Source organism: Kocuria rosea (genome assembly GCF_006094695.1).
GTDB lineage: Bacteria > Actinomycetota > Actinomycetes > Actinomycetales > Micrococcaceae > Kocuria > Kocuria rosea.
In genome coordinates, this window is the sequence record NZ_CP035103.1 from 3,751,671 (window position 1) to 3,773,062 (window position 21,392).

General features: G+C 67.1%; 16 protein-coding genes and 3 pseudogenes. 8 read left to right on the forward strand and 11 right to left on the reverse strand.

Annotation, left to right across the window (positions count from 1 at the left end):
* Positions 1-4 precede the first annotated feature (4 nt).
* Positions 5-292: a hypothetical protein gene (locus EQG70_RS17100; RefSeq protein ID WP_109268441.1), complete on the forward strand. Its 288-nt coding sequence runs from the start codon at positions 5-7 to the stop codon at positions 290-292.
* Positions 292-1,059, forward strand: coding sequence for a hypothetical protein (locus tag EQG70_RS17105; protein ID WP_109268442.1), 768 nt, complete (start codon positions 292-294; stop codon positions 1,057-1,059). The genes EQG70_RS17100 and EQG70_RS17105 overlap by 1 nt, the downstream gene beginning before the upstream one ends.
* 162 nt (positions 1,060-1,221) lie before the next feature.
* Here the strand turns inward: EQG70_RS17105 and EQG70_RS17110 are convergent, their stop codons facing one another.
* The gene (locus tag EQG70_RS17110) at positions 1,222-1,707 is read right to left on the reverse strand and encodes a hypothetical protein (RefSeq protein WP_109268443.1); all 486 of its coding nucleotides are present in this window, start codon (positions 1,705-1,707) and stop codon (positions 1,222-1,224) included.
* Positions 1,708-1,954: 247 nt separating this feature from the next.
* Here EQG70_RS17110 and EQG70_RS17115 point away from each other — a divergent pair, with 247 nt between their 5' ends.
* The 4 genes from EQG70_RS17115 to EQG70_RS17130 all read left to right on the forward strand — a co-directional run bounded on the left by EQG70_RS17115 (position 1,955) and on the right by EQG70_RS17130 (position 4,946).
* On the forward strand, positions 1,955-2,248 hold the full coding sequence (locus EQG70_RS17115; RefSeq protein WP_109268444.1) for a hypothetical protein: 294 nt from the start codon (positions 1,955-1,957) through the stop codon (positions 2,246-2,248).
* Positions 2,245-2,619, forward strand: a complete 375-nt coding sequence (locus tag EQG70_RS17120; protein WP_138976490.1) for a hypothetical protein — start codon at positions 2,245-2,247, stop codon at positions 2,617-2,619. The genes EQG70_RS17115 and EQG70_RS17120 overlap by 4 nt, the downstream gene beginning before the upstream one ends.
* A gap of 55 nt (positions 2,620-2,674) precedes the next feature.
* Positions 2,675-3,397 (forward strand): EcsC family protein, encoded by a 723-nt coding sequence (locus EQG70_RS17125; protein ID WP_109268446.1) that lies wholly within the window; start codon positions 2,675-2,677, stop codon positions 3,395-3,397.
* Between the two features lie 544 nt (positions 3,398-3,941).
* Positions 3,942-4,946 (forward strand): hypothetical protein, encoded by a 1,005-nt coding sequence (locus EQG70_RS17130; protein ID WP_138976491.1) that lies wholly within the window; start codon positions 3,942-3,944, stop codon positions 4,944-4,946.
* A gap of 103 nt (positions 4,947-5,049) precedes the next feature.
* On the opposite strand, the gene EQG70_RS17135 is transcribed toward EQG70_RS17130, so the two are convergent.
* From EQG70_RS17135 to EQG70_RS17145, 3 genes are read right to left on the reverse strand one after another with little or no spacing between them, the layout of a single operon-like run.
* A complete protein-coding gene (locus EQG70_RS17135; protein WP_109268448.1) occupies positions 5,050-8,223 on the reverse strand; it encodes a C-terminal helicase domain-containing protein in 3,174 nt (1,057 codons plus the stop codon).
* 23 nt (positions 8,224-8,246) lie between these two features.
* On the reverse strand, positions 8,247-10,115 hold the full coding sequence (locus tag EQG70_RS17140; RefSeq protein ID WP_109268449.1) for a phospholipase D family protein: 1,869 nt from the start codon (positions 10,113-10,115) through the stop codon (positions 8,247-8,249).
* A complete protein-coding gene (locus tag EQG70_RS17145; RefSeq protein ID WP_138976492.1) occupies positions 10,112-11,323 on the reverse strand; it encodes a DUF6361 family protein in 1,212 nt (403 codons plus the stop codon). Before EQG70_RS17145 ends, EQG70_RS17140 begins: the two co-directional genes overlap by 4 nt.
* Positions 11,324-11,614: 291 nt before the next feature.
* Between EQG70_RS17145 and EQG70_RS18655 the strand changes: the two are divergent.
* Positions 11,615-12,309, forward strand: a pseudogene (locus EQG70_RS18655) (transposase); the annotation flags it as partial.
* Positions 12,310-12,344: 35 nt separating this feature from the next.
* Here EQG70_RS18655 and EQG70_RS18660 read toward each other — a convergent pair.
* Positions 12,345-13,571, reverse strand: a complete 1,227-nt coding sequence (locus EQG70_RS18660; protein WP_408669335.1) for an IS30 family transposase — start codon at positions 13,569-13,571, stop codon at positions 12,345-12,347.
* Positions 13,572-13,823: 252 nt separating this feature from the next.
* A pseudogene (locus tag EQG70_RS18665) lies at positions 13,824-13,925 on the reverse strand (hypothetical protein); the annotation flags it as partial.
* A 53-nt stretch (positions 13,926-13,978) separates the two neighbouring features.
* Between EQG70_RS18665 and EQG70_RS17165 the strand changes: the two are divergent.
* Positions 13,979-14,459, forward strand: a pseudogene (locus tag EQG70_RS17165) (transposase); the annotation flags it as partial.
* Positions 14,460-14,675: 216 nt separating this feature from the next.
* Here EQG70_RS17165 and istB read toward each other — a convergent pair.
* From istB to EQG70_RS17190, 5 genes are all read right to left on the reverse strand, one after another.
* The gene (gene istB / locus EQG70_RS17170; RefSeq protein WP_109269538.1) at positions 14,676-15,461 is read right to left on the reverse strand and encodes an IS21-like element helper ATPase IstB; all 786 of its coding nucleotides are present in this window, start codon (positions 15,459-15,461) and stop codon (positions 14,676-14,678) included.
* Entirely contained in the window at positions 15,458-17,056 is a 1,599-nt protein-coding gene (gene istA, locus EQG70_RS17175; protein WP_208746193.1) for an IS21 family transposase, read from the reverse strand. Before istA ends, istB begins: the two co-directional genes overlap by 4 nt.
* Positions 17,057-17,916: 860 nt before the next feature.
* The gene (drmC, locus tag EQG70_RS17180) at positions 17,917-18,699 is read right to left on the reverse strand and encodes a DISARM system phospholipase D-like protein DrmC (RefSeq protein WP_244296588.1); all 783 of its coding nucleotides are present in this window, start codon (positions 18,697-18,699) and stop codon (positions 17,917-17,919) included.
* Positions 18,671-20,284, reverse strand: a complete 1,614-nt coding sequence (gene drmB, locus EQG70_RS17185) for a DUF1998 domain-containing protein (protein WP_244296590.1) — start codon at positions 20,282-20,284, stop codon at positions 18,671-18,673. Before drmB ends, drmC begins: the two co-directional genes overlap by 29 nt.
* 50 nt (positions 20,285-20,334) lie before the next feature.
* Positions 20,335-21,345, reverse strand: a complete 1,011-nt coding sequence (locus tag EQG70_RS17190; protein WP_126346240.1) for an IS481 family transposase — start codon at positions 21,343-21,345, stop codon at positions 20,335-20,337.
* Positions 21,346-21,392: the final 47 nt, after the last annotated feature.

Genomic DNA, 21,392 nt, shown 5'->3' on the forward strand with positions numbered 1-21,392 from the left:
CGCCATGAACGACATCCTCTCAGCCGGCGTGGGTACCGCGATCCTGGTGCTCACAGCGCTCCTCCTCCTGGCGGCAATCGTCCTGCTCGTGCGCTGGCTGGCCGCCCGCAGCGGAGATGAGCCCGACACCGAGACCTCTCCCTGCCCCGCCTGCTCTGGCAACCTCGTCGGCTGCTCGCACTGCGGGGGCCAGTGGCGGGAACAGCTGTGCGTCGAGTGCCGGCTGGGTCAAACCTGTACCCACTGCAACCTGTCGTGGGCCTACTACCTCAAGAACGAAAGGACAGCGTGATGGGTCGCTTCCTGGTGCCGTCCGGTCATCTGCTGGCGGGTGCTCCGCCCATGGCCTCCCGTGTGGGTTTCTGGCAACGCCGATCCGCTGTGCGCGCAGGCAAGCGCAGCGCTGCGACGACCGTGCCCGACACCGAGGGACACCACCCGGCCACCCGCGCGATGGCAGCGGAGATCGCCGAGATCGAGGCGTGGATCCACACCTCCCTCATCAAGGCGGTGGAAGGTCTCGACCGACGGATTGCCCCCGCCGAAGCGCAGATCCGCCTGCTCACGGACGACCTCCCGCCCGAACCTCCCGCCGAGCCCCCCGTGGCCCGAGCTCCGATGAGCGCCGCCGAGCAGGAGAACGTGCGCGAGCAGGAGAAGATGCTCCACCGGCAGAAGGAACGCCGCGCCGCTGCCCTCGAGGAACTGCACCAGCTTCAACGGGAGGTCGCCGAGCTCAGCCAGCAGCGCGAGCATCTGCATTCCACCGCGGCCGGCGTCCTTTTTTCCTGGATCGCCCGCTTCGACCGGTTGGCCGCGTACCACCGTGCAGGGTTCGTCCGCGCGCTGACCCGCCGCTTCTTCGCCCCGCCGCTGACGGTCAAGGATCCCGGGAACCTGCCCATGCCCTCATACGAGCCCAAGCATGCGTGGTTCGCGGGTGGGCAGCTCCCGGTGACCGTCACCGAGGTCCATCCCCAGCAGCAGCCCACGCTGCGCTGGGCCCACCTGCCCTGGAATTTGGACCGCCTGACCCCTTCGGTTTCCGGGAGCCGCTGACCGGGACTGTTTCGTCGGGGAAGCAGCTGATCGGCTGCCGCAGCAGTCCGATCCGCCCAATCCTGTACTGAACGATGGACCGCGACTTCGTGACCGCGTGGTGGACAACCCCCCTCGCCATGACCGAACGCAGTGGTGACGCCCGCCCCCATCACGGGCCAATCAGTAAGCCGCTGCCGCCGGCTCCAGGGCTCGAACGCCTCGGACCTCCCCCGCCATCTCCCGGATGCTCTGCCACAAGTTATTTCGGAGAGACATGAGGTCGTGCAGGGACCTGTCCGGCTGGTGAGCTGTGGCTTGGCGGTACCGGTTGCAGGCCCTCGTCATGTCGGAGAGGGGTTTCTGGGCACCAGACTCCGGACGAGCCTGCTCGCGCGCCAGGCGGATGCGATCGTGGATGTCCAGGACGCTGGCGTTCACGTTGTGACAGTCGTCCAACCTCTGCGCGCCGGGAACGTCTCTGACGTTGGCGATCACAGCGAACGCCCTCCGGTGGTGGATCTCGTCTACCAGCAGCCGTAGCGCGTGCTTCTCATTGCTCCGTCGTTGCAGCCGATAGGTGATCAGCGCGATCACCACGGTCAGGACAGATCCCACCACGGCCGCAATGATTGCCACCCAGAAGTCCGGCCAGAACGTGTTCCACATCCGGTCATCATGTCATCGTCTGGGCGCACGACTGCATGCGAACAGGCCTGAAGCGAACCTTGATGCTCGGCGTTTCCGAAGCGTCGACAGCTACCGCTTATGCGCCCTATTCGCAGTATGTGGCTTCCGGCCCTGGACACAAGCCCATACCCCCACTCGGATTTGAAGGACGCGTAATGCACCGGCTTCCAGCAAGAAACAGTTTGCGATAGTTACGATGAGGGAATTACTCCATTGAAAGGCCTCCATGTCGCCTCGCGCCCAACGCACGCTAGGTCAAAAACTCATCCGGGAGTTTGTTCTCCTCACCGGCGCGGTGATCGTCGCCGCGATCACCATGACGCTTGTCTACCAGGTGATCATGAATATGGTCGCCCCTGAGCTCACCGATGGTCTGGCCAGCGCACCCCCAAGGTGGGAACAGGAACAGGACCTCGACACGACCAACCCGATGTACGCCGGTACTGAGATCCGCCTGCACGACGACGAAACCCGCATCACCGTGGCGATGCGAGACCGCGAGTACCGGGGCTGGCCATGAGCCAGGACCCACAACAGCAGGCCGTTGATGAATACCTAGCGGACAAGGGTCTGGACTACCGACCCGGGGACCGAATGCCGTGGAAGGCGTGGGAGCGGGCCGTCTACAAAGTTTCCTGGCGTGTATCCGCGGCCGGATTCCTGCTCATGGTCGTCGGCCTGCAGGGCGGGCTCTACACGCAACCCTGGTTCATGCCCGTCGCCGGAGTACTCCTCAACGCCATGTGGCCGGCCATCATCGCTTTCATCCCCGCCTACTACCGCTTCTACCGGGTCCACGACATCGTCAACCCGCGACAACCGCGCCGCAAACACGTCTGCGTCGACCAGTGCGACCAGCACCGCGATCACTACGGAGTGGACACACCGTGAACCACACGCTTTTTGCCTTGGCTGCACTCACGCAAAATCTCGGAGAGGAATTCTGATGACCAATACGACCACCTTTGAACCCGAGGAGACGTCGACGTCTACCGCCGAGAAGGCGTCCGAGCAGCTTCTGAAGCTGGTCGGCAAAGTGATCGACACAGATATCGGTCCGCTAACGGGGTCGATCAAGTGGGCGGAAAACCGGCTGGCCCGTGCCCAGGGAAGCCGCTATGAGCCCAACGCCGAACCGACAAGGACAGTCAGGCCGGACGAGCGCGACGATATCGAGAAGGTGATCAAGAGGCTGATCCTCGAGTCGGTCGAAGCTGCCAGTGTCAACGGCTTCGTGACCGGACTTGGGGGGTTCATCACAATGCCAGTGACCATTCCCGCAAACATGGCCGGCGCACTCGTGATCAATGCACGTCTCGCCGCCGCAATCGCCTACCTACGCGGGTACGACCCCAAGGACCCCCACGTCAGCACGGTGGCCACGCTGATCGCGGTAGGCTCCAGCGCGCAGCAGGTCGCGAAGGCATTCGGCATCAAGGTCGGCGAGAAGGTGGCAATTCAGGCGATCAAGAAGCTCCCCATGGCGCTGATTTACCAGATCAACAAGAAGGCCGGTTTCATGCTCCTGGCCAAGTACGGTACGAAGCGTTCGGTCGTTACCTTGGCGAAGGGTGTACCGCTCGTCGGTGGAGTGATCGGCGGCGCGGTGGACGCGACCATGACCAGCGTTGTCGGCCGCACCGCGAAAGCGATGTTCCCCGTCGACTGATTGATTGATTCGCTTTCTACCAGCCCCTCGGTCTCAGTGCTGACCCGGCACAACGGTCGCCGCGCGCAGAACAAGATCACCCATTCCGCGGTAGACCCCAAAGTCGTGGAGCAACTCGCCTGCGACTACTCGAGTCGCTGGCGTTGAACAGGCCATCGGGGACCTGGACGACATCCTCTCGACGGCTGACCGGGGCCGGGTCTCCGTTACGCCGCCCCGATGTGGAATACGTCCGTGTGTTCGTCGACGATGGCGCTGTAGGCGACTGTCGGCTCTTCTGCACTCCCGATGCCACGGCGGGCCGGTCGGGCGTCTTCTCGTAGAGCGCCTTCTCATTCTCGGCGCTCGCACCGCATTCGCAGTACTTGATCCGATTCAGGGCGGAAGGAGAACGCCGTAACGTTCTTTCCGACCCGGTCGAGCCCACTAACATAGGCGGGTTGCCTACCTAGGGGTCCTTTTGCGCCGTTCGCTTCCCGCCGTTCTTGCCGCTATTGCCTTTGCGCTGAGCGGGTGTGCTTCCGAGGAAGCAACCACCTCCATCTTGGAGGAGCCAACCGTCGATGTATCGGGTGCGGCTTCCAGCCTCGGAGCCACCACTCCGACGGCAAACGAAGTAAGTGGGGCAGCGGCGACGCTCGGTCAGGAATTCAGCACGCCTGACGGCTCGTTGAGCTTCCGGTACCCCACGGGCTGGAATGTCACCCCTAATGAAACCGGGGACACCGGAGGATACGAAAACGCCGGGTGGGAGATCCACGACGACGACGGGCAACTGGCATTGTCACTTCGCGTGCAAGAGTGGCGTGCGCCAGCTGGTCCTCCTCCGCTGGAATCAGTGTTGCCGCAGGGGTCGGTTCCGGGGGTCCTGGACGGGCTCGGCAACCCGGTTCAAACGGTCGTGGCGGGCACTCCGGGTCATGACGGTTCAAGCACCGGCGTGGTCTATGGGTTGGCTGCAGGCACCGGTGCGGACACCTCACTCTTCGAACTGCGGTGGGGCAATACTCATCTACTGTCCTTGTCCGGTGGTCTGCAGCTGGGTCCCTATGATCAGGTCGATCTCGCGGCGGAGACCCAGGAGTTTGCCGAGGGCATGCGGTTCCAGCAGGAGATCTTGCCTATCCTCCAGTCGTTGACCGTTGGCCCGCCTCCCCCGGTCACGTCCGGATCCGAGGCCTCCGACGAAGCCTTCCCGGACAACTTCGACGCCGAGTCCATACCGGACGACCCCTCGGCCGGCATGACCTTTGGCGACATCGACCGGTGGGCCGAGGATCTCGAGGACGGCTATCTGGCCGAGGATGGCTACTCTGAGTTCGCTGACGCTCCGACGAACATGGTCCAAAGCCTTATCACCACCTTCCATGCCACGACCTACGGGGAGTTGCAGGTTCTGGTGCCGGCATGGACCACGGATGATGAAGCCGATGCAATCGTTTCCCACGTGTCCTATATCGTGGCCGAACTTCCAGATGCCCCCCACATCGTCAGCGTGCGCCCCGGCGGAGACGAGCCTGCACTAGCCACCCAGCCCATCAATTGGTAACCATTCCGACTACGGGTGACTCATGGGCGTCGGGACAGAACTTCTCCTCGGCTTTATCGATTCTGAGCGCATCGTCAGGTCTCACCATGCAGTTCGCAAACGGTCAGCAGGGCCCCAGGTCCAACCGCATCCAGCCCAGATCCCGTGACTCGGCGTCCTTGCCGATGACCTGCAGGAACTCCTCCTGGCGCGGCTGACCGAGAGCCATGCGGTAGAGACCCAGGGCGCGGAGCAGGTTCTTGTGCTTGATCCGTTCCGTGCTCAGTGGCGCCTGCGGGACGTAGCGCTCGATCTTCGCTCCGCCTTCGGTCTGGCAGACCCAGTACGGGTAGATCTCGCTCTCACCGTCCGGGCGTGCCCGCTCTCCCGCCGCGAAAAGAGCGTCCCACGGACTGGCCTCGGCCTTGTCGTCGAGCACTGCGGCAGCGAACTCCTTCGCCACGTTCTTGCGCACGGCATGCCCCTTGTACCGGTGCACGCGTCCCTCCCGCTGCTCCATGTCCACCGGGTTGTTGGGCAGGTTCCAGTGGACGACGGCGTGGCAGTACCGGTGGAAGTCCAGGCCCTCCTGGCCGATGCTCGTGGAGGCCAGCACGAACGGCCAGAAGGGCGAGTTGAAGCCGTCCCGGAGGCTGGTGTCCGCGCGGACGCCCTGGTCGCTCTCCACGCGGCCGAAGCGGGCAGCGGCATCGGCCCGCAGGCGTCGGCGCTCCACTCGATGGGAGTCCCCGTCGGGAACGATCTCGTCGAAGGAGATGGAGCCACCGCTCTGCGCGGCGTCTACCAGGGCCTCGGTCAGTGCTTGGAGCCGGTCGATCGGGGCGACGCTGCCGATCCGGGAGGCTTCGTCGAGGACGTGGAAGTACTCGTCCAGCACTGCCTGGAGGTTTCCCTCGAGGCAGGCCGCCAGCACGTTGCGCCACTGCGGTGCCGACTCGCCGGCCCAGCCGCGCAGCATCGGTGCCACAGTACGGGCGTCCAGCAGGGTGCGCAGACCGAGGGCGATGCGCACCGAGCGCCAGACCGCATCCGCCCGGACGCACGCGGGCACTGCTGAACACAGAGCCCGCTCTGCCGCGGTAGCCGGCGCGGCGAGCGCGAGGTCGGTCAGCACATCGGCCAGGTCGTCCGGCCGCGGGCCGAGGTCGGCGAGGAAATGCTCGTCGATTTCACGAGCTCGCGCGATGTGCAGGGCGAGTGCGGACGTCTTGCCACCGTCGCGCTCGTCGTCCGCATGATTGGCCCACTTGAGCGAATCCAGCGAGATCTTGAAGAGCTCCGGGGAGTGCGCCTTCTCCAGGAACAGCGGAGCTGCCCAGTACCACTGCTCGCTCCCCCGCCCTTCGGCATGCCCTGTAGGCAGGTCGGCCAGCAGAGTCTCGACCTTGGCCCGCACTACCGCGCGCACGTTGTGCAGTGGCGCCTGCGCCGTGCCGAGCTCCCGGGCGGCGGCCACGGGATCGCCTGCGGCGCCGAGGACGGTCAGCGGCAGCACGAGCGGCAGCAGCGGCATGCTGGCGAGGCGGCCGTCCGGGGACTTCCGCCAACGCAACAGATAGCTGTGCCGGTCGGAGTAGGCGTGAGCATCCTCGGGCCGGTGGTGCTTCCGCTCCACGTGATAGCTGGTCATCGCGGCGATGGACTTCGGTGCGACGTTCCAGGCGGAGAAGATCAGCCGCTTGGTGAGGCCCGTCGTCGTCGCCCGGTGGAAAGGACTGGTCTCGGGCACGGCGTAGTACGGCAGGGAGGCGGGGATCCAGGGAACGTCGGCAAAGCCGTAGGCGTCCAGGTCAGACAGCAGCCACCGCAGCCGGCCGTTGGCGGGATCGACCGGGGCGTAGCGCTCGATCTCCTCGCCGCGCAACCGCTGCGCGCCGGCGAGCGACCGCTCCGCGAAGCCGGTCGCGTCCGTCTCGACGTGCAGGAGCGCTTTCTGCTTGAGGTCGTAGCCGTCCATGAACTGCAGGACGTAGGGTGCTACGCGCCAGTACTCCAGGACATCGCGGTGGCTGCCGACCTCCTGGGCGACCTCATGCAGCCGGCGCAGGGCCCGCACGTCGTCGGCCGTGGGCCGGGCCGGCGGCAGCGGCTTCTCGACGAGCATGCCGTCCCGGTCTGGGGACGCCGCCAGGCGCTCGGTACGGCACATCACGGCGCGCAGCAGCTCGGTGACGTGTGCAGCGGCGGCGGTGCCGTCCTCCACGTCGTCAGCCAGGGCCGCGTCCCGCATCCTGCGGAGGCCGGTCTGCAGAGCGGTGACCGAGCCGACCGCGGTGAACCCGTCGTCGCCCCGTTCCCCCGCGAGCGCGTCGCGCGACGCCCCGGTGAGGAAGCGGTAGGTCTTGAGGAAGTCGCCGTAGTGGTCGTCGCCCACGCCCTCCTCCGGGACGGAGTACATGCTGTAGGGCGTGGCGGAGAGCAGCACCACACGGGCGCTCTCGTGGTTGAAGACCGCGTCGGCGAGCTCGGACATCTCCGTGTCCTCGTGCAGGAGGCTCTTGAAGCGCTGGAACTCGTCGAGGATCACGAGGTCCGGCTCCAGGGCGTCGACGGAGGCCTGGGCGACCAGACTCCGCAGCTTCCCGATCAGGCGGTAGCGACGGTGCGAGAGCGGCCAGTCCGGATTGCCGGTCACCGAAGAGAACTCGGCGGCGGTTTCCTCGAGCCGGTGGCCCAGTCCTGGGTCCCGGCGAACAGCGAGCCGGAAGCGCTCGAGAATCTCGGCGTCGATAGTGCCGGGGTTGAAGCCTGCCACCTCGGCCGCGTAGTTCTGCGTCCGCTTGGTCCCGCAGAAAAAGGCCAGCCACTCCGGCCGCTCCACCACGTGCTCGCCGAGGACCTGGGCGAGCATGTGCTGGACCAGCACGCGCTCCTCGCTGCGCCCGCCGGACTGGCTGATGTTGAAGGACGTGCCCGGGGTGAGGCTGAGCAGGTTGACCTTGTTCGCCGCGAGGTTGCGCACCTGCGTGGGCAACATCGTCAACCGATCCACCTTGGAGATGCCGTAGTCGGCGACATCCAGCGTGCGGATGTTCTGAGCGGCGATCTGCTGGCTGGAGCAGATGTAGACGATGTCGATCCGGTCGACGTCCTGCGACTCCCAGAGGTGGTCGATGGTCTTGGCGATGAGACCCCGTGCGACGAGCGTCTTGCCGAGGCCGACCTCGTCGGCCACCAGGAAGCGGCGGCTGGAGTCCTCGTCCTCCCACAGCCGGCGGTGGGCGTACTCGACGGTGCGGCGCTGGAAGTCCTTGAGCCCGTTCAGTTCCCGTTCCACGTCGGGACGGTGCGGTACTGCGCTCACGAAGTGGTCACCGCCTCGCGGACCACAGTGACAAGCTCCTCCAGCCCGTCCGGCAACAGATGCAGGGCCTCCACGGTCCTGAGCTCCCCGACGAGCCGGTCGATGCGCCCGAGGGCGTCGGCGTTACCCTGCACGGCGGCCCTCATGAGGGGCTCGAACAGGACCACTTCGGCGCTGTGCCCGGTGCCGCCGGCCCCGAAGAAGGCCGCCGCGCCCGTGGTGGCGCCGAAGCGCAGGGCCAGGGAGAGGGCGACGTCACCGAGCAGGAACGCCAGGTAGCGAAGCACGTCCTCCGGAGTCTTCAGCAGCTCGGCGAGCACGCGCGCGGACCGGTCCTCCGGCGCGCCGTGCAGGTCCGCGACCAGCACCGCAGAGCGCTCGACGACGACGTCCCCCACCGCGATGCGACTGCGCACGCACAGCAGGGGCGTGATCCGCGAGGCGTCGACGCGCGTCCACGTCAGCTCCTCACTCAGCGTCCGCTCCTGGGCGGGCAGCGAGAGCAGGCGAACGGTCGTCGTGACGCTCTCCGGTTCATCGACCGCGCCGCTGAGGGAGGCGTCGAGCGTGTACGTGTCGTCGGCGTCCTCGGCGGCGTCGAGGCGCAGCCCGGCACCGGCGAGGGCGGCGTGGAAGCGCTCGAGTTCCCGCTCGGCCCGTTGCCGGGCGATCGCGGTCTCGTCCGGCGGCTTCGGGTCGTAGGGCTGGCAGACCGCGGACAGGCCGAGATTGCCGTGGGCGCCGGTCCAGATGTCGTCGATGAGCCCCTTGCGTCCGATCAACCGGACGCCGAACTCGGCGTTGCGGCCGAAGCCGCCGCGGGTGGCGTTGGCCGAGCCGACGTACAGGGTGGTGCTGTGGCCTCGTTCCACGAAGTAGATCTTGGCGTGCAGTCCGGCCAGCCGGCCGGCCGCCATCGGTCCCGCGCTGCGTTCGCTGGCCTCCTCCTCGGTGGCGTCCAGATCCGCCGAGGGGTCCAAGACGAAGGTCTCGACCCGGTCTCCCAGATCGCCGAGGGCGTCGAGGCTCTCGGCGCGAGAGAGCAGCCGGACCTTCCCGCACCGATCGACGAGGTCGGCGAGCGAGGTGTCGAGGAAGGGAGAGATCACCAGGGCACGGGTGGCGCGGTCCTGGGCGTGGACTCCGCCGGTCACGTCGTCCCACAGGGAGCGGGAGTGCACGGAGCGCTCGCCCGTGCGGGCGACCCACGCGGCGCCCTTGAACCCGGCAGGCGCCGCGAAGGAGACCTCGCGCAGCGACGCGTGCAGGTCGGCGAACTCCTCCCGCCGCTCGGCGCTCAGTCCGGGGGCAACGGCCCAGGAGGCGGTGGTGGACAAGTAGTCCGCCAACTCTCCGCCGGGCAGCAGGTTCTCCCGTGGGTCGTCGGACTCGTCGAGGACCAGGATGGTGTCCCAGGAGTTGTCGAAGGTCAGGTTGCGGCTGAGCACGAGCACCCGGTGGACGCAGTTCTCCTCGGCGTCGCGGAAGCGCAGCACCCAGACCTTGGGGTGGAACACTCCCCCGGTCTCGGGAACGGCCACCTGAAGAAGGGAGTTCTCCAGGTAGGTCAGCATCGGCCGGTACTTGGCCGGCACCGCGATGCCGCCCGCCTGCACGAGCACGGTCAGCCGGTCCGCGTAGCGGCGCACCGACTCCAGCAGCGCCACGGGATCGACGCCCTGGTCCGGGTCCCCAGGCCCTTCCTCGCTCCCCCGCTGGTCGATCGCGGCGAAGGTCAGCGGTACGAGCAGCAAGGCCACGAGGTCCAGGGAGTAGGTCGTGGTGACGGCACGGTCCAGCTCCATGCCGGGCGGCGGCTCGAGCGCGTCGGTGAGGAGCTTGCGGTCCTCGGGTCCCAGGCTCATGCGAAGACCTCCACGCGGGCGCCGGCCTGGATGTCGTTGAGGATCCGCCGGGCGGTCGGCCAGTTGTACTGCAGCTGCGCCAGCGCCGAAGCGCCGCTCCAGGCGTTGAGTGCACTCGGGTTCACGAGTCGGGCGCGCGGGCCCTTGAGCGAGCGCTCGCGGTGGGCGATGAGCTCGCGGGCGCCGTCGTCGTCGACGATCCCCGTCCCAGAGACGACGAGCTCGTGCCACCGGTCCACGAACGTGCGTGTGGGGCGGCTGATCCGGGCACCTCCTCCGGAGAGCAGTCGCCAGAAGGCATCGAGGTTCCAGTTCCGCAGACCGTCAGGGCTGTCGACGAGGGCGCGCCACTCGAGGAGGTCCGCGCGGTACCGCTCGGTGCGCTCCACGTCCTCGGAGGCCTCGGCGAGCTGGAGGTTGTAGAGCAGGACGGCCCCGCGGTTGAGCACGGAGAACGCTCGGCCGTGCTCGACCCACGCGGCCATCGCGGCCGGGAACTCGCCGGCCCGCGGGTGCTCCCAAACGAAGTCCCTGGCGGTCCCGACCTCGACCTCCTCGCGCAGGAACCAGGCGTAGAGGCTCTCCGGGTGCGAGGTCATGATCCGCCCGCGCAGGTAGTCCGCCTCGGCCGGGGCGAGGGCGAAGCTCGTCCCCTGCAGCCAGTCCTGCGGACGGAGGAGGAGCGCATGGGGATCGATGCCGGGACGGAGCAGCGCAGGCCCGTGCTCGTCGTCGGCCTCACGCGGCGCTCTCCGGGTCTCTGCAGTGAAGGCCACGCCGTCCCGGAGCAGGCCGGCGATCGAGGAGCGGCTGGTGGTGATGCCGTAGTTGCGCAGCGCCGCCCAGTACATGGCCGACGGCATGCGCCGCAGATCGGCCCGGGCCTGCCCGCCGATCAGCCCCTGCTGGTCGTCGCTGTCGGCCAGCACGTCGATGAGCCGGATCTCGCCCCGCCGCAGGTCGGCGACGGCCGCGTCGGCGTCCTTGGTCGCCATGGCGTCGGCGACGAGCCACGGGATGAACAGCAGGTACCGGGCCCGGGTGTGCAGGACCGAGGAACCGGGGAACAGCTGCTGGGTGATGGCGTCGCGGATGCTGCCGACCCCGAGCTCGTCCACGGTGGTTCTGTCCCGGAACGCGTCGAGGACAGCCATGGCTTGATCACGCTGGCGGGAATCGGTGTCGAGCCAGGACAGTAGAGAGGTCAAGGAGCACATCCTTCTGTCGCTACGTTCAACATGGCAAGCCAGGGTTCTGCGCAACCCAATACCTCGATGAATATTCCACACGCAAAGAGGCTTTGCCCACCGGCGCGCTGGAGCGGCAGGCGCGTGTATATTCAGCACGCCAAGGCCTCCCAAAAGGGTGGTCGCGGCGAAACATGCCACCAGTGCGACGCAGGGGACTGCCCCCGGTTCACCTGACTCCTTGACCTGCCCCACGGCTTGGTTACCCCTGTGGGTGTGAAGATCGGTGCATCTCCTCGAGAGGCTCCGACCATGCCGCGACCCTTCCCTGCCGAGTTCCGTCTCCGTGCCGTCGCCCTCGTGCGTGCCGGCAAGACCATCACCGCCACCGCCGCTGAGCTGGGTATCAGCACCGGTGCCCTGCACAACTGGGTCCGTCAGGACCAGATCGACCGCGGCGAACGGCCCGGGCTCACCACCCACGAGTCGGCGGAGCTGGCGAAGGCGAAGAAGCGGATTCGCCAGCTCGAGGCTGAGGTCGAGATACTCAAGCGGGCCGCGAAGCTGCTCGGGGAGGACCGTCCGGCCCCAAAAGGATTTATCCGGTGATCGGCCAGGTCGTCGACGCCGGGCACCCCGTCAAGGTCTGCTGCCCTTTGCTCGGGGTCAGCAGTCCCGGCTACTACCAGTACAAGAACCGGCCGCTGTCGCCCACGGCAATGCGCCGGCAGTGGCTCACGGGGCTGATCCGGGAAGTGCACACGGCGTCCCGCGGCACCTACGGCTCCCGCCGGGTCCACGCCGATCTCACTCGCGGCATGGACGTGGTGGTCAGCGAGAACATGGTGGCCGTGCTGATGAGTCTCGCTGGGATCGCCGGGTTACTGGGCCCGGCCAAGGTGAAGAAGCTCAAGGGTGTGGCCACCGCCGATGACCTGGTGCACCGCAAGTTCCACCGGCTGGCGCCCAACGAGCTGTGGGTCACCGACATCACCGAACATCCCACGCCTTGGATTCCAGCGGTCGTCGCAACACATGCCGTTCAGCCAGGTTCCAGTAGAGCACGGAGTCGTTCGGTCGGGGTGGCCCATCCGAGGGATTTCCGAGGGCGGCTGTTGAGCTCCCGGGCGACGTTGTGGAGATCTTCGACGGTGTGCGCCGACAGGTTGGTGCTTTTCGGGAAGTACTGCCTGAGCAGACCGTTCATGTTCTCGTTCGATCCGCGCTGCCAGGGACTGGCGGCGTCGCAGAAGAACACGTCGATGCCGGTGGCGCGGCGGAGGCTGGCGTGGTGGGACATCTCCGCCCCTTGGTCCCAGGTCAGGGAACGGCGCAGCCCGGGTGGCCACTGGTTGACCGTGGCGATGAGCCCGTCCCGGACTGTCTCGGCGGTGTGGTCGTGGGCCAGGTGCACGAGAGTGACGTAGCGGGTGGCGCGCTCCACCAGGGTGCCGATCGCGGATCCGCTCAGTGTGCCGAGGATGAGATCGCCCTCCCAGTGCCCGGGCACGGTGCGGTCCTCGGCTTCGGCGGGGCGGTCGGTGATCGGGACCATCGGTTCCACGAACCGGCTTCTGCGTCGGGCCGGGTCGCGCCGTGGCCTGCGGGCGGCGCGCCGGCAACGTAGCACCGGCGCCGCAGCACGCGTCAGCCCGGTGCGGTCGGGGGCGTAGATCGCTTGGTAGATCGTCTCCGTGCAGACTCGCATCCGGGGATCGGCCGGGAAGTCGATGACCATCCGGTGACTGATCTGCTCCGGCGACCACTTCTGGTCCAGTCCCGTGGCAACGTAGCCGCGCAGCACCGCCAGGACCTGCAGCTTTCCTTGTCGTGGCCGCGGCCGGCGGGCCACGGCCAGACGGTGCGCGGCGTAGGGCAGGTACCCGGCGGCGGTGGCGGTGTTGCGGGTCAACTCCCGCCCGATCGTCGACGGCGCCCGATTCAGAACCCGGGCGATGGCCCGGACCGAGTCCCCGCGCACGTGCAGGTCGTGGATCTGCTCCCGCTCTTCGAGGCTGAGATACCGGTCACTGATTGGGCGCTCGAGCCGTTGCAGGTCATCCGGGACTCCTCGCGTGTACGCGGTGCGCGGTGTCTTCACGTTTGCCAGTATTCCGGCCTGCCCGTACCGCACCACCCGACCGTCGGGATAGACCCGGCCGCCGTAGAACTGCCGGATGCCCTTATCCCAGTCCTGGGCGCGGCGCTTGTCCACGCCGACGCGGGCCGCGGCCTGGGCGCGACTGAGGCCTTCGGCGCGCAGGCGCAGGAATTCCTCACGCTGGGCGGTGACGTCCTTGCCGGTGAAGATCCCGGCCTGGTGGGCCCACTTGTAGCAGGTCACGCGCACGAAGCCGAGTTCCCGGGCCACCGCAGAGACGTTCGGATTCAGCGCCAGCCGGCGGAAGAACTCCGCCTTGTCCTGGGCCGTGTACGTCCGAGGAATCCCGCGGGCGGTGGAGGTCCCCGACTCGTGGCGCCACCGGTAACAAGTGTCCGGGCTCAGCCCCAGCTCGGCCGCGACCGCCCGGATCGTGCCACCTCGGTCCAGACGCCGGAAAAACTCTGCCCTCTCGGCCGCCTTGTACTGCCGACTTCGCTTCCGTGGTGACGAAGCACCCATCGTCGTCACTCCCTATCAGTCAGGGTGTTGCGACGACCGCTGGAATCCAAGCGCGAGAAGGCAAAATCTACTGCTGCGCGGTGCTGGATGCGTTCTCCCGCTTCGATCGTCGGCTGGTCCATCGACAACCATCAGGACTCCCCCCTGGTGGTCAACGCCCACGACATGGCCATCAAGAACCGCCGGCCCACACCGGGCGGGATCGTGCACGCCGACCACGGTGTGCAGTTCACCTCCTGGGCCTTCACCCACCGCATCCGAGAGGCGGGCCTGATGCCCTCGATCGGGACGATCGGGGACGGCTATGACAACGCGATGATGGAATCGTTTTGGTCCTCCATGCAGATCGAGCTGCTGAACCGGAAGAGGTGGCGCACCCGGATCGACCTGGCCAACGCGATCTTCGAGTACATCAAGATCTTCTACAACCGCCAACGGCGTCACTCCCAGCTGAACTACGAGTCCCCGGTCACCCACGAACTACGCTACGAAGCACCATCCATCCCCGCCCGATTTTCAGACCTCACGAGGTAAGCGAACCGTGGGGCAGGTCAAGGAGTCAAGGAAAGTCGGGGCAGTCCCCAGTGACACAGGGTGACCGATGCGCAAGTGTGCTTCCCCGAGGGGACCCCCAATGTTCCTACCTCTACCTGTCAACGGTCAGCGGGACTTCCCGGTAGGCGGTCAGGTGATCTCCCCGTCTGCGGACAGCTGATCTCCCTGTCCGCGGTCAGTTGACCTCCCTGCCGGTCAGTTCAGTGGGACCACCCCGCGTCCGGCGGTGGCCTCGGTGAGCCGCAGCGAGGTGCCCTCGGTGATGATCACGTGGGCGTGGTGCAGGAGCCGGTCCACGGCGGCGGTGGCCAGGGTCTTGGGCATGATCGTGTCGAACCCGGCCGGGTGGATGTTCGAGGTCACCGCGAGGCTGCGGCGTTCATAAGTCGCATCGACGAGGCGGTAGAAGGCCTCGGCGGCGGCCTGGCCCGAGGGCAGCATCCCGATGTCGTCCACGACGATGAGCTCGGCCCGGGTGATCCGGGCGATGGTCTTGCCGATCGAGCCGTCCGCCCCGGCGCGGCCGATCGCGGCGGTCAGCGACTCGAGGGTGAACCAGGAGACCCGCATCCCGGCGTCGATGACCTGATGGGCCAGGGCCTCGACGAAATGGGTCTTGCCCGTGCCCGAAGGCCCCGAGATCGCGAGGTTCTCCGCCCGCCCCACCCACTCCAGGGTGGCCAGGGCCGACTGGGTCGGGACCGGGATCGAGGAATCGGCTTCGCGCCAGGAGGCGAAGGTCTTCCCGGCGGGCAGTCCGGCGGCTTTGCGGCGTGCGGCCCGAGTGGCCTCATCACGCCCGCGGGCCTCTTCGGCCAGCAGCACCCGCAGGACCTCGGTGGGGTCCCACCGTTGGGAACGGGCGGTGGCCAACACCTCGGGGGCGGCCGCGCGCAGATAGGGCATCCGCATCCGCTTGAGCACCGCGGCGAGGTCTTCGGGCAGCGGCGGTGCTGCCGGGGCGGTGGTGGCCGTGTTCATCGAGCGGTCTCCTCGGTTGTGGTGGTTGTGCTGGTTGTCGTGGTGGCGCCGAAGGTGGCCCAGGCGGCGGTGCCGGGCTGGGCGGAGTGGGTCTCGTCGGCGGCCACGAGTCCGGCGGCGGTGGCCCCGGTGGCCTGGTGATCGCAGATCGCGGTCAGATCCCCTTCGCTGAAGCGCCCGGCGGCCGCGGCGATCCCGAGGGCGGCGTCCACGGGCCCGGCCCCGATGAGGGCGGCGAGCTCAACCGCGGCGGCCATCTTCGCCCGGATCCGGGTAGCCCCGGCCGCGGAGGCCTCGATCAGCCAGGTGTGCGCCCCGGCGCCCAGGGCCAGGAAGTCCTTCTCCGCCGCGCTGCGGGCTCGTGGCCGGGGCGGGCGTGGGGCACCAGTGGGGTCTTGGGGGTGGTCGGGGTAGTGGGCCAGGTCGATCCGCGGATTGCCCGGGGTCGAGAGGCGGTGGCGGGCGACCTCGGTGAGCCCGGCACGCCCGGCCGCCCACCCCGGGGCCACCGGAAGGGTGTCGAGGTCGGCGACGACCACCAGCTCCTCGGCTGCGACCCGCACCCACACCTCGGCCCCGACCAGGCCCGGTGGGGTGGAGTAGCGCACCGAGCCGAACCGGATGGTCTGGTCGGTGCCCACCGTGCGGGTCACCCCCAGGGCGGTGGTGTGCGGGGCGGCCGGCAGCACGTGCAACCGTCGTTGTTCCTCGGCCAAAGCGTGCTCCGGGATCTTGGCCGTCTCCCGGTGGGTGCGCCCGTTGACCTTGGCGCAGAACGCCGCGCAGGCGGCCTCGAGTGCGGCGAAGGAGCCGTAAGCTGCGCGCAGGTTCGCCTCGGTGGGCACCAGATCGGCCTTGGCGATGCGCACCGTGGACTCCGACCCGCCCTTGGACTCGGGGTCATACGGCACGCAGGTGTGCACCTGCGTGCCGTAGTGCCGGCCGGCTTCCACGATCTGCGGGTGGCGCACCGCAACCCCGGCCACGTGATCGACGGTCACGGTTCTCGGGTTGTCGGTGAGCACATAGGTCGGCACCCCGCCGATGAGGGCCAGAGTCGCATCCAGGCACCCGATCAGCGTCGGGAGGGTCTGGTCCCATACAGGGATCACCACCCGGAACCGTGACCACGCCAGCCAGGCGCAGAACAGCCACGTGCGCCGCGGCACCCCGTCCGCGCCGGGCACCTTCGGGCCTTCGCCCCAGTCGAACTGCAGCCACAGACCCGGCTCGGTGATCCAGGGCCGGTAGGTGCGCCGGTGCCCGGCCCGCCATACCGCCTTCACCTGCGCCACGGCCCGGCGGGTGGTGCGCTCGGTCCCCGGGAACCCCACCGCGACCAGGCGGGCGTGGACGACGTCGGCGCGGACTGTGCCCTGGCTGCGCTCGACCCACTCCTCGATCTTCGGCAGGTAGGCGTCGATCATCCGAGGACGACGGCCCGGGCCGGTCACCGGCCGGCCCGCGTCCCGGGCGGCGGCGTAACGGCGGACCGTCTTCGGATCCACCCCGGCCAGGGCCGCGGCCGAGTGCGCGGAGCCGGTGGCGTCATATGCTTCGAGAATTTCCATGATCTCCCTGTCAGACTTCTTCATGCGTCCCTCCGGCGGGTGATGGCTCAAGGTGGTCAGAGACCTCGAGCGAACCCCCGGAGGGACGTCTGCATGGGGACCGACACGAGCCTGGCCCCGGGGCTGAGAACAGGGAGATCAGCTGTCCGTCAGCAGGGAGGTACGTGTCCGCCTACAGGGAGATTGGCATGTCCGCTAGCACTACCTGACACAGAGCGCGAAGTGTGGTGCCTACGGCGCTCAGTTGGCCCCCTAAAGGTGGCATGGTGCCCATTCGGGGGGACAAGCACAGGAGGATGTCTGCATGACCAAGAAACGGCCCAGTACGACACGTGGCGAGGGGACGCCAAAGAGCACCGCTGGCAAGAAAGCGGGATGCGGATGCCTCTTGCTCATTGCTCTTGCGATACTGCTTTTCGGCGGGTGCAGCGCGCTCATGGTTAGTGGAAGTGACGACACTCAGCCGTCCTCCGCCCCGTCTGTGTCACTGGCTCAGGAACCGACTGCAGACCCGTCAGGTGACCTCTTGTCTACGTTCGTTGCCACTCCGGGGGAGCACCGCACACGGGAACGATTACGAGCATCACGAAACGCGAGAACCCCGTGGAAGGCAACCCGTCCACCTTTATCGTGCAAACTAACCTTCAAAAGCCCCAGGACGTTGAGACGGCCATGAGTATCTGTCAGGCGGTCCAAAGTTCTTTGGCTACACCAGAGGACCAGATCAACGTCAACGACGTGATGAATAATTTTCTGGTGACAACGATGGAGCCGGGGAAACCTGCACGCCGGAGCAGTAGAGACGTAAGTGAACAGGCCCCGCAGTCATACGATGACCGGGGCCTGTTCATTGACCCCGGTCATCACCCTTATGTGACCTCCTGTCACTGCAGGTTGGGGTTGAGGTCGGAACCGTGTACAAGCTCGTATAGAAAGCCCTCGACTTCTCGCATCTCAGATTCCACCATTTCCGCCAAGTTGGCATTGTCCAAATACACCCCGAACTCGACGTTGTTCCATTCGGCACTTTTGGAAAGATTGGCGCTGGTCACCAATAGAAATCGGTGGTCAATGATCAGGAACTTGGCGTGGTTGCGTACCAGCGTCCCGTCGAATGTTCTGGTGCGCAGCACGGTGGCCGGGCGAAGGTGATCCGCCACCTCCTGAGTCGTAGGCGACCACTCATGAGGTTCTGTGTCGGCTGCACCGGTATCGAGATAGACCCGCACGGTGAGCTCTGTGCGCTTGGTAGCGTCTCCCAAGGCCTTCCACAGTATCGATGACCGTTGGAAGTTGAACGTGGAGCACGTGATAGACGTGCGAGCATGTTCCACTAGCCGAGACACGGACCCCGTCAACGCGCCGGACTGCGCCAGGTGCCCAGGCATGGTCCAACGGGGTTCAACGGCAGTTGCAGTGGAACGTGCACCGTGCAGCGCCCGCAGGACCAGCACGGTCCGTTCGCGATCCACGGCCCCGAGCCCTGAGCGCCTCAACAGGTCACTGGCAACTTCCCGCCGGCCGGGTGCAACAGCGTTCAAGGCCATGGTGATAGTGGCACCGGACGCGAGGCGGTCGGCCACTTCCTTCGCCTCGGTTCCGGTCAGGAAGCGCCCGAGGTCAAAGGCCGGCGCGTTCTCAGCCGTCGATATTTCCGAAGAAGCCAAGGGTGCTCCCAGGGAGATTGACGAGGAAGCGCCGGTCCAGGAACCTGTTGCCTCGCTCGCAAGATGTCTCGGATGCCATGGAGCAACAGTGACAGGAGGCACCGTGCAAGAAGTCCTCAGGATCCGTCGGAGTACGCATCGCGCAGACTGGGTCCGAGGAGCACCGAGTGGCACGGTACAGCGCTCCCTTCACCACTTGCTCGAGGCGAGCAGGTTCGCTGAGCTGCACCAGTCCACCAAGCGTGCCATCACTGTCCGAGGCGGTAGTGGCAATGAGAACTCCAGCGGCTGGGGGGCGGCCTTCGACACCTTCCCAGGCGTAGAGCCGCTCGGTGAGGCTCGCAGCCGAGTAGCCGCATGTCATTGCCATCTCACGCAGAAGGACGTGGGCGAGGGTGTGAATCAGCCAGTAGCGCGGCGGCTTGAGGCGCTCGTCCGGGTTGACGTCGGCGGCCGTTTCCGAGAAGCGCCGGTTGAAGTTCCGTCGATGGGCGTCACGATGAGCTTCCCACGTGTCGCTCGCATAGATCCGCTTCTCCCATGCCTCAACCTCGTTCTCGTCCAGCTGCAGGAACACGCCCTCACCGCGGTCTTCGGTGGCGACAGTCCATGCCGGCCTTGAGGTACGGGTCAGGGGCACGAGTCGTCGGGGCAGGTCTCCCACCCGGTCCATGTCGTCGATGCGGGTGAAGCCGAGGAGGGCGTTGACCTTGCGGAGCCGTTCGACCGCGAGGACTCGCGTGATCTCGTGACGCAGTTGGGGACCACGTTGACGGGTGGACAAGGTGAGTCCGCTGGCGCGGTCTTCGTGCCGATCGCCCAGTGGGTCCTTCAGGAGATAGTTCCATTCGGGGACGAGCAGATTGACGGGGTCCCACGTCTGGATCTTCTCGTCCTGTTCCTCCTCGGACGGCGGAGGAGCCATGGCCTTGGCAACTGCCTCCGCCAGATCATCGTCCGAAAGATCCGTGACATCCACAGATGTTTTCTTCAGAAGTTTCCTGACGAAGTTGAGATTGTCGGCAATGTCCTCCAGGTCCTCCCCAATCTCAAGGCGAATCTGATCGGCTAGCTCAGCCTCTTCCTCGGTGCTGGACTCCGGCATCACGATGATGGACTGCGTTGCAGCGAACCACAGGTTGGAGGCCCCCACCAGCATAAGTTTGGTCTTGTTCTCGCAATTGGGAGCGAAAGCGTCCAAGTGTGGGTGGCGGCCGCGGCAATGGGGCAGTTTTGATGCACCGACCTCGCCCTGCGCTTCGTTCATGGGGCGCCGGGCCTGGCACGACTCGCATGCGATGATCGCCGACGCGCCTTTGCCGCTGGTCCGGTCCACCATCCGGAGCGCCGGAAATTCCGCTTTAGGGCACTTCTGCCCGTGGTGCACCCAGGCGTTGTAAGGAAATTCGTCCAGGTGCCCATCGATGCAAGCCAGTAAATATCGGGCCGGCACGGCCGTCTGTCGCCGGGCCTTGCGCGGGCCGGACCCTGGTCTACCGGTGCACTTCGCATGCTCGAAGCGGGCTTCATCAGTACGGAAAGGATGCGTGTTCTTGTAATCGAATTGAGGAAGGGAGGCGAGCATGTCGCACCCGGTGCATCTCAACCACTGAGGGAAGACCCGCGAGGGAACACCTAGATGTAAGAGGGCATGACGTTATTGGCACGGGCCGGGGTGCGTGAGGCCGGGGGCTGATCGCCGCAGGCGGTATGGGGCCGATGGTAGTTGAAGTGGTTCACCCAGACCCCGATGGCGTACCGGCGGGCCTGCTCGCTGGCGTAGGGGCGGGCGTAGAGCACCTCGTCGGCCAGCAGGCGGTTGTACCGCTCCACCTTCCCGTTGTGCCGCGGCGTGTAGGGGCGGATGCGCTGGTGGCGGCCGGCCAGGGCTTCCACGCAGCGGGTGAAGTCCTTGGCCCGGTAGTTGGCGCCGTTGTCGGTCACGACGCGGTTCAATCGGGTGATGCCGTGGGCGGCGAAGAAGGCTCTCGCCCGGCAGAAGAACCCGATGGTGGTCACCGCCTTCTCGTCCTCGAGGGCCTCGGTGTAGGCCAACCGCGAGAAGCCGTCCACGGCCGAGTGCAGGTAGGTGTAGCCGACCTTGGCCCCGGCCCCGCGCTTGGCCGCCTTCGCGGCGGTGGAGCCGCGGCCGTGGGCCCGCCAGCCGCCGCCGTCGGGGATCCTGCCCACCTTCTTCACATCCAGGTGGACCATGTGCCCGGGCCAGGCGGCGCGGATCCGTCCCGGGGTCCTGCGGGTGTTCTCGCCGGCGGGGGTGAGGTCGCGCAGGCGGGAGATCCCGAGCCGGTGCAGCCAGCGGCCGACGGTGCGCAGGCTGATCGCCACGGCGCGGTCGACCAGGTGGCGGTGGATGCGCCGCGCTGACCACTTGTGCTTGCGGCGCCAGCGCTCGATGAGGTCCACGACCGCCGCCGGGGTGCGGGTGCTGCTGTGCCGCGGGGTCGAGGGACGGTCGGTGAGCCCGGCTTCGCCGGACTCGAGGTAGCGGGCCACCCAGGTCGCCACGGTGGGCCGGCTGACGCGGAACTCCGCGGCCACGTGGGCCTTGGGGATGCCGTCGTCGAGGTGGCGCAACACCATGCGCAGCCGGCCGGTCGGGGTCAGGGGTGCGTTAACGTGGGTCATGAACGGGCTCTCTCGCGCGGACGGACGGTGTAGGAACTTCCATCCTG

Excerpts from the sequence above, each read along its gene's own strand:
- EQG70_RS17100 (WP_109268441.1), top strand. The coding sequence starts at position 5 with ATGAACGACATCCTCTCAGCCGGCGTGGGTACCGCGATCCTGGTGCTC.
- EQG70_RS17110 (WP_109268443.1), bottom strand. The coding sequence starts at position 1,707 with ATGTGGAACACGTTCTGGCCGGACTTCTGGGTGGCAATCATTGCGGCC.
- EQG70_RS17115 (WP_109268444.1), top strand. The coding sequence starts at position 1,955 with ATGTCGCCTCGCGCCCAACGCACGCTAGGTCAAAAACTCATCCGGGAG.
- istB (WP_109269538.1), bottom strand. The coding sequence starts at position 15,461 with ATGAACACGGCCACCACCGCCCCGGCAGCACCGCCGCTGCCCGAAGAC.
- EQG70_RS17105 (WP_109268442.1), top strand. The coding sequence starts at position 292 with ATGGGTCGCTTCCTGGTGCCGTCCGGTCATCTGCTGGCGGGTGCTCCG.
- EQG70_RS17125 (WP_109268446.1), top strand. The coding sequence starts at position 2,675 with ATGACCAATACGACCACCTTTGAACCCGAGGAGACGTCGACGTCTACC.
- istA (WP_208746193.1), bottom strand. The coding sequence starts at position 17,056 with ATGAAGAAGTCTGACAGGGAGATCATGGAAATTCTCGAAGCATATGAC.
- EQG70_RS17140 (WP_109268449.1), bottom strand. The coding sequence starts at position 10,115 with ATGAGCCTGGGACCCGAGGACCGCAAGCTCCTCACCGACGCGCTCGAG.
- drmB (WP_244296590.1), bottom strand. The coding sequence starts at position 20,284 with ATGCTCGCCTCCCTTCCTCAATTCGATTACAAGAACACGCATCCTTTC.
- EQG70_RS17120 (WP_138976490.1), top strand. The coding sequence starts at position 2,245 with ATGAGCCAGGACCCACAACAGCAGGCCGTTGATGAATACCTAGCGGAC.
- EQG70_RS17190 (WP_126346240.1), bottom strand. The coding sequence starts at position 21,345 with ATGACCCACGTTAACGCACCCCTGACCCCGACCGGCCGGCTGCGCATG.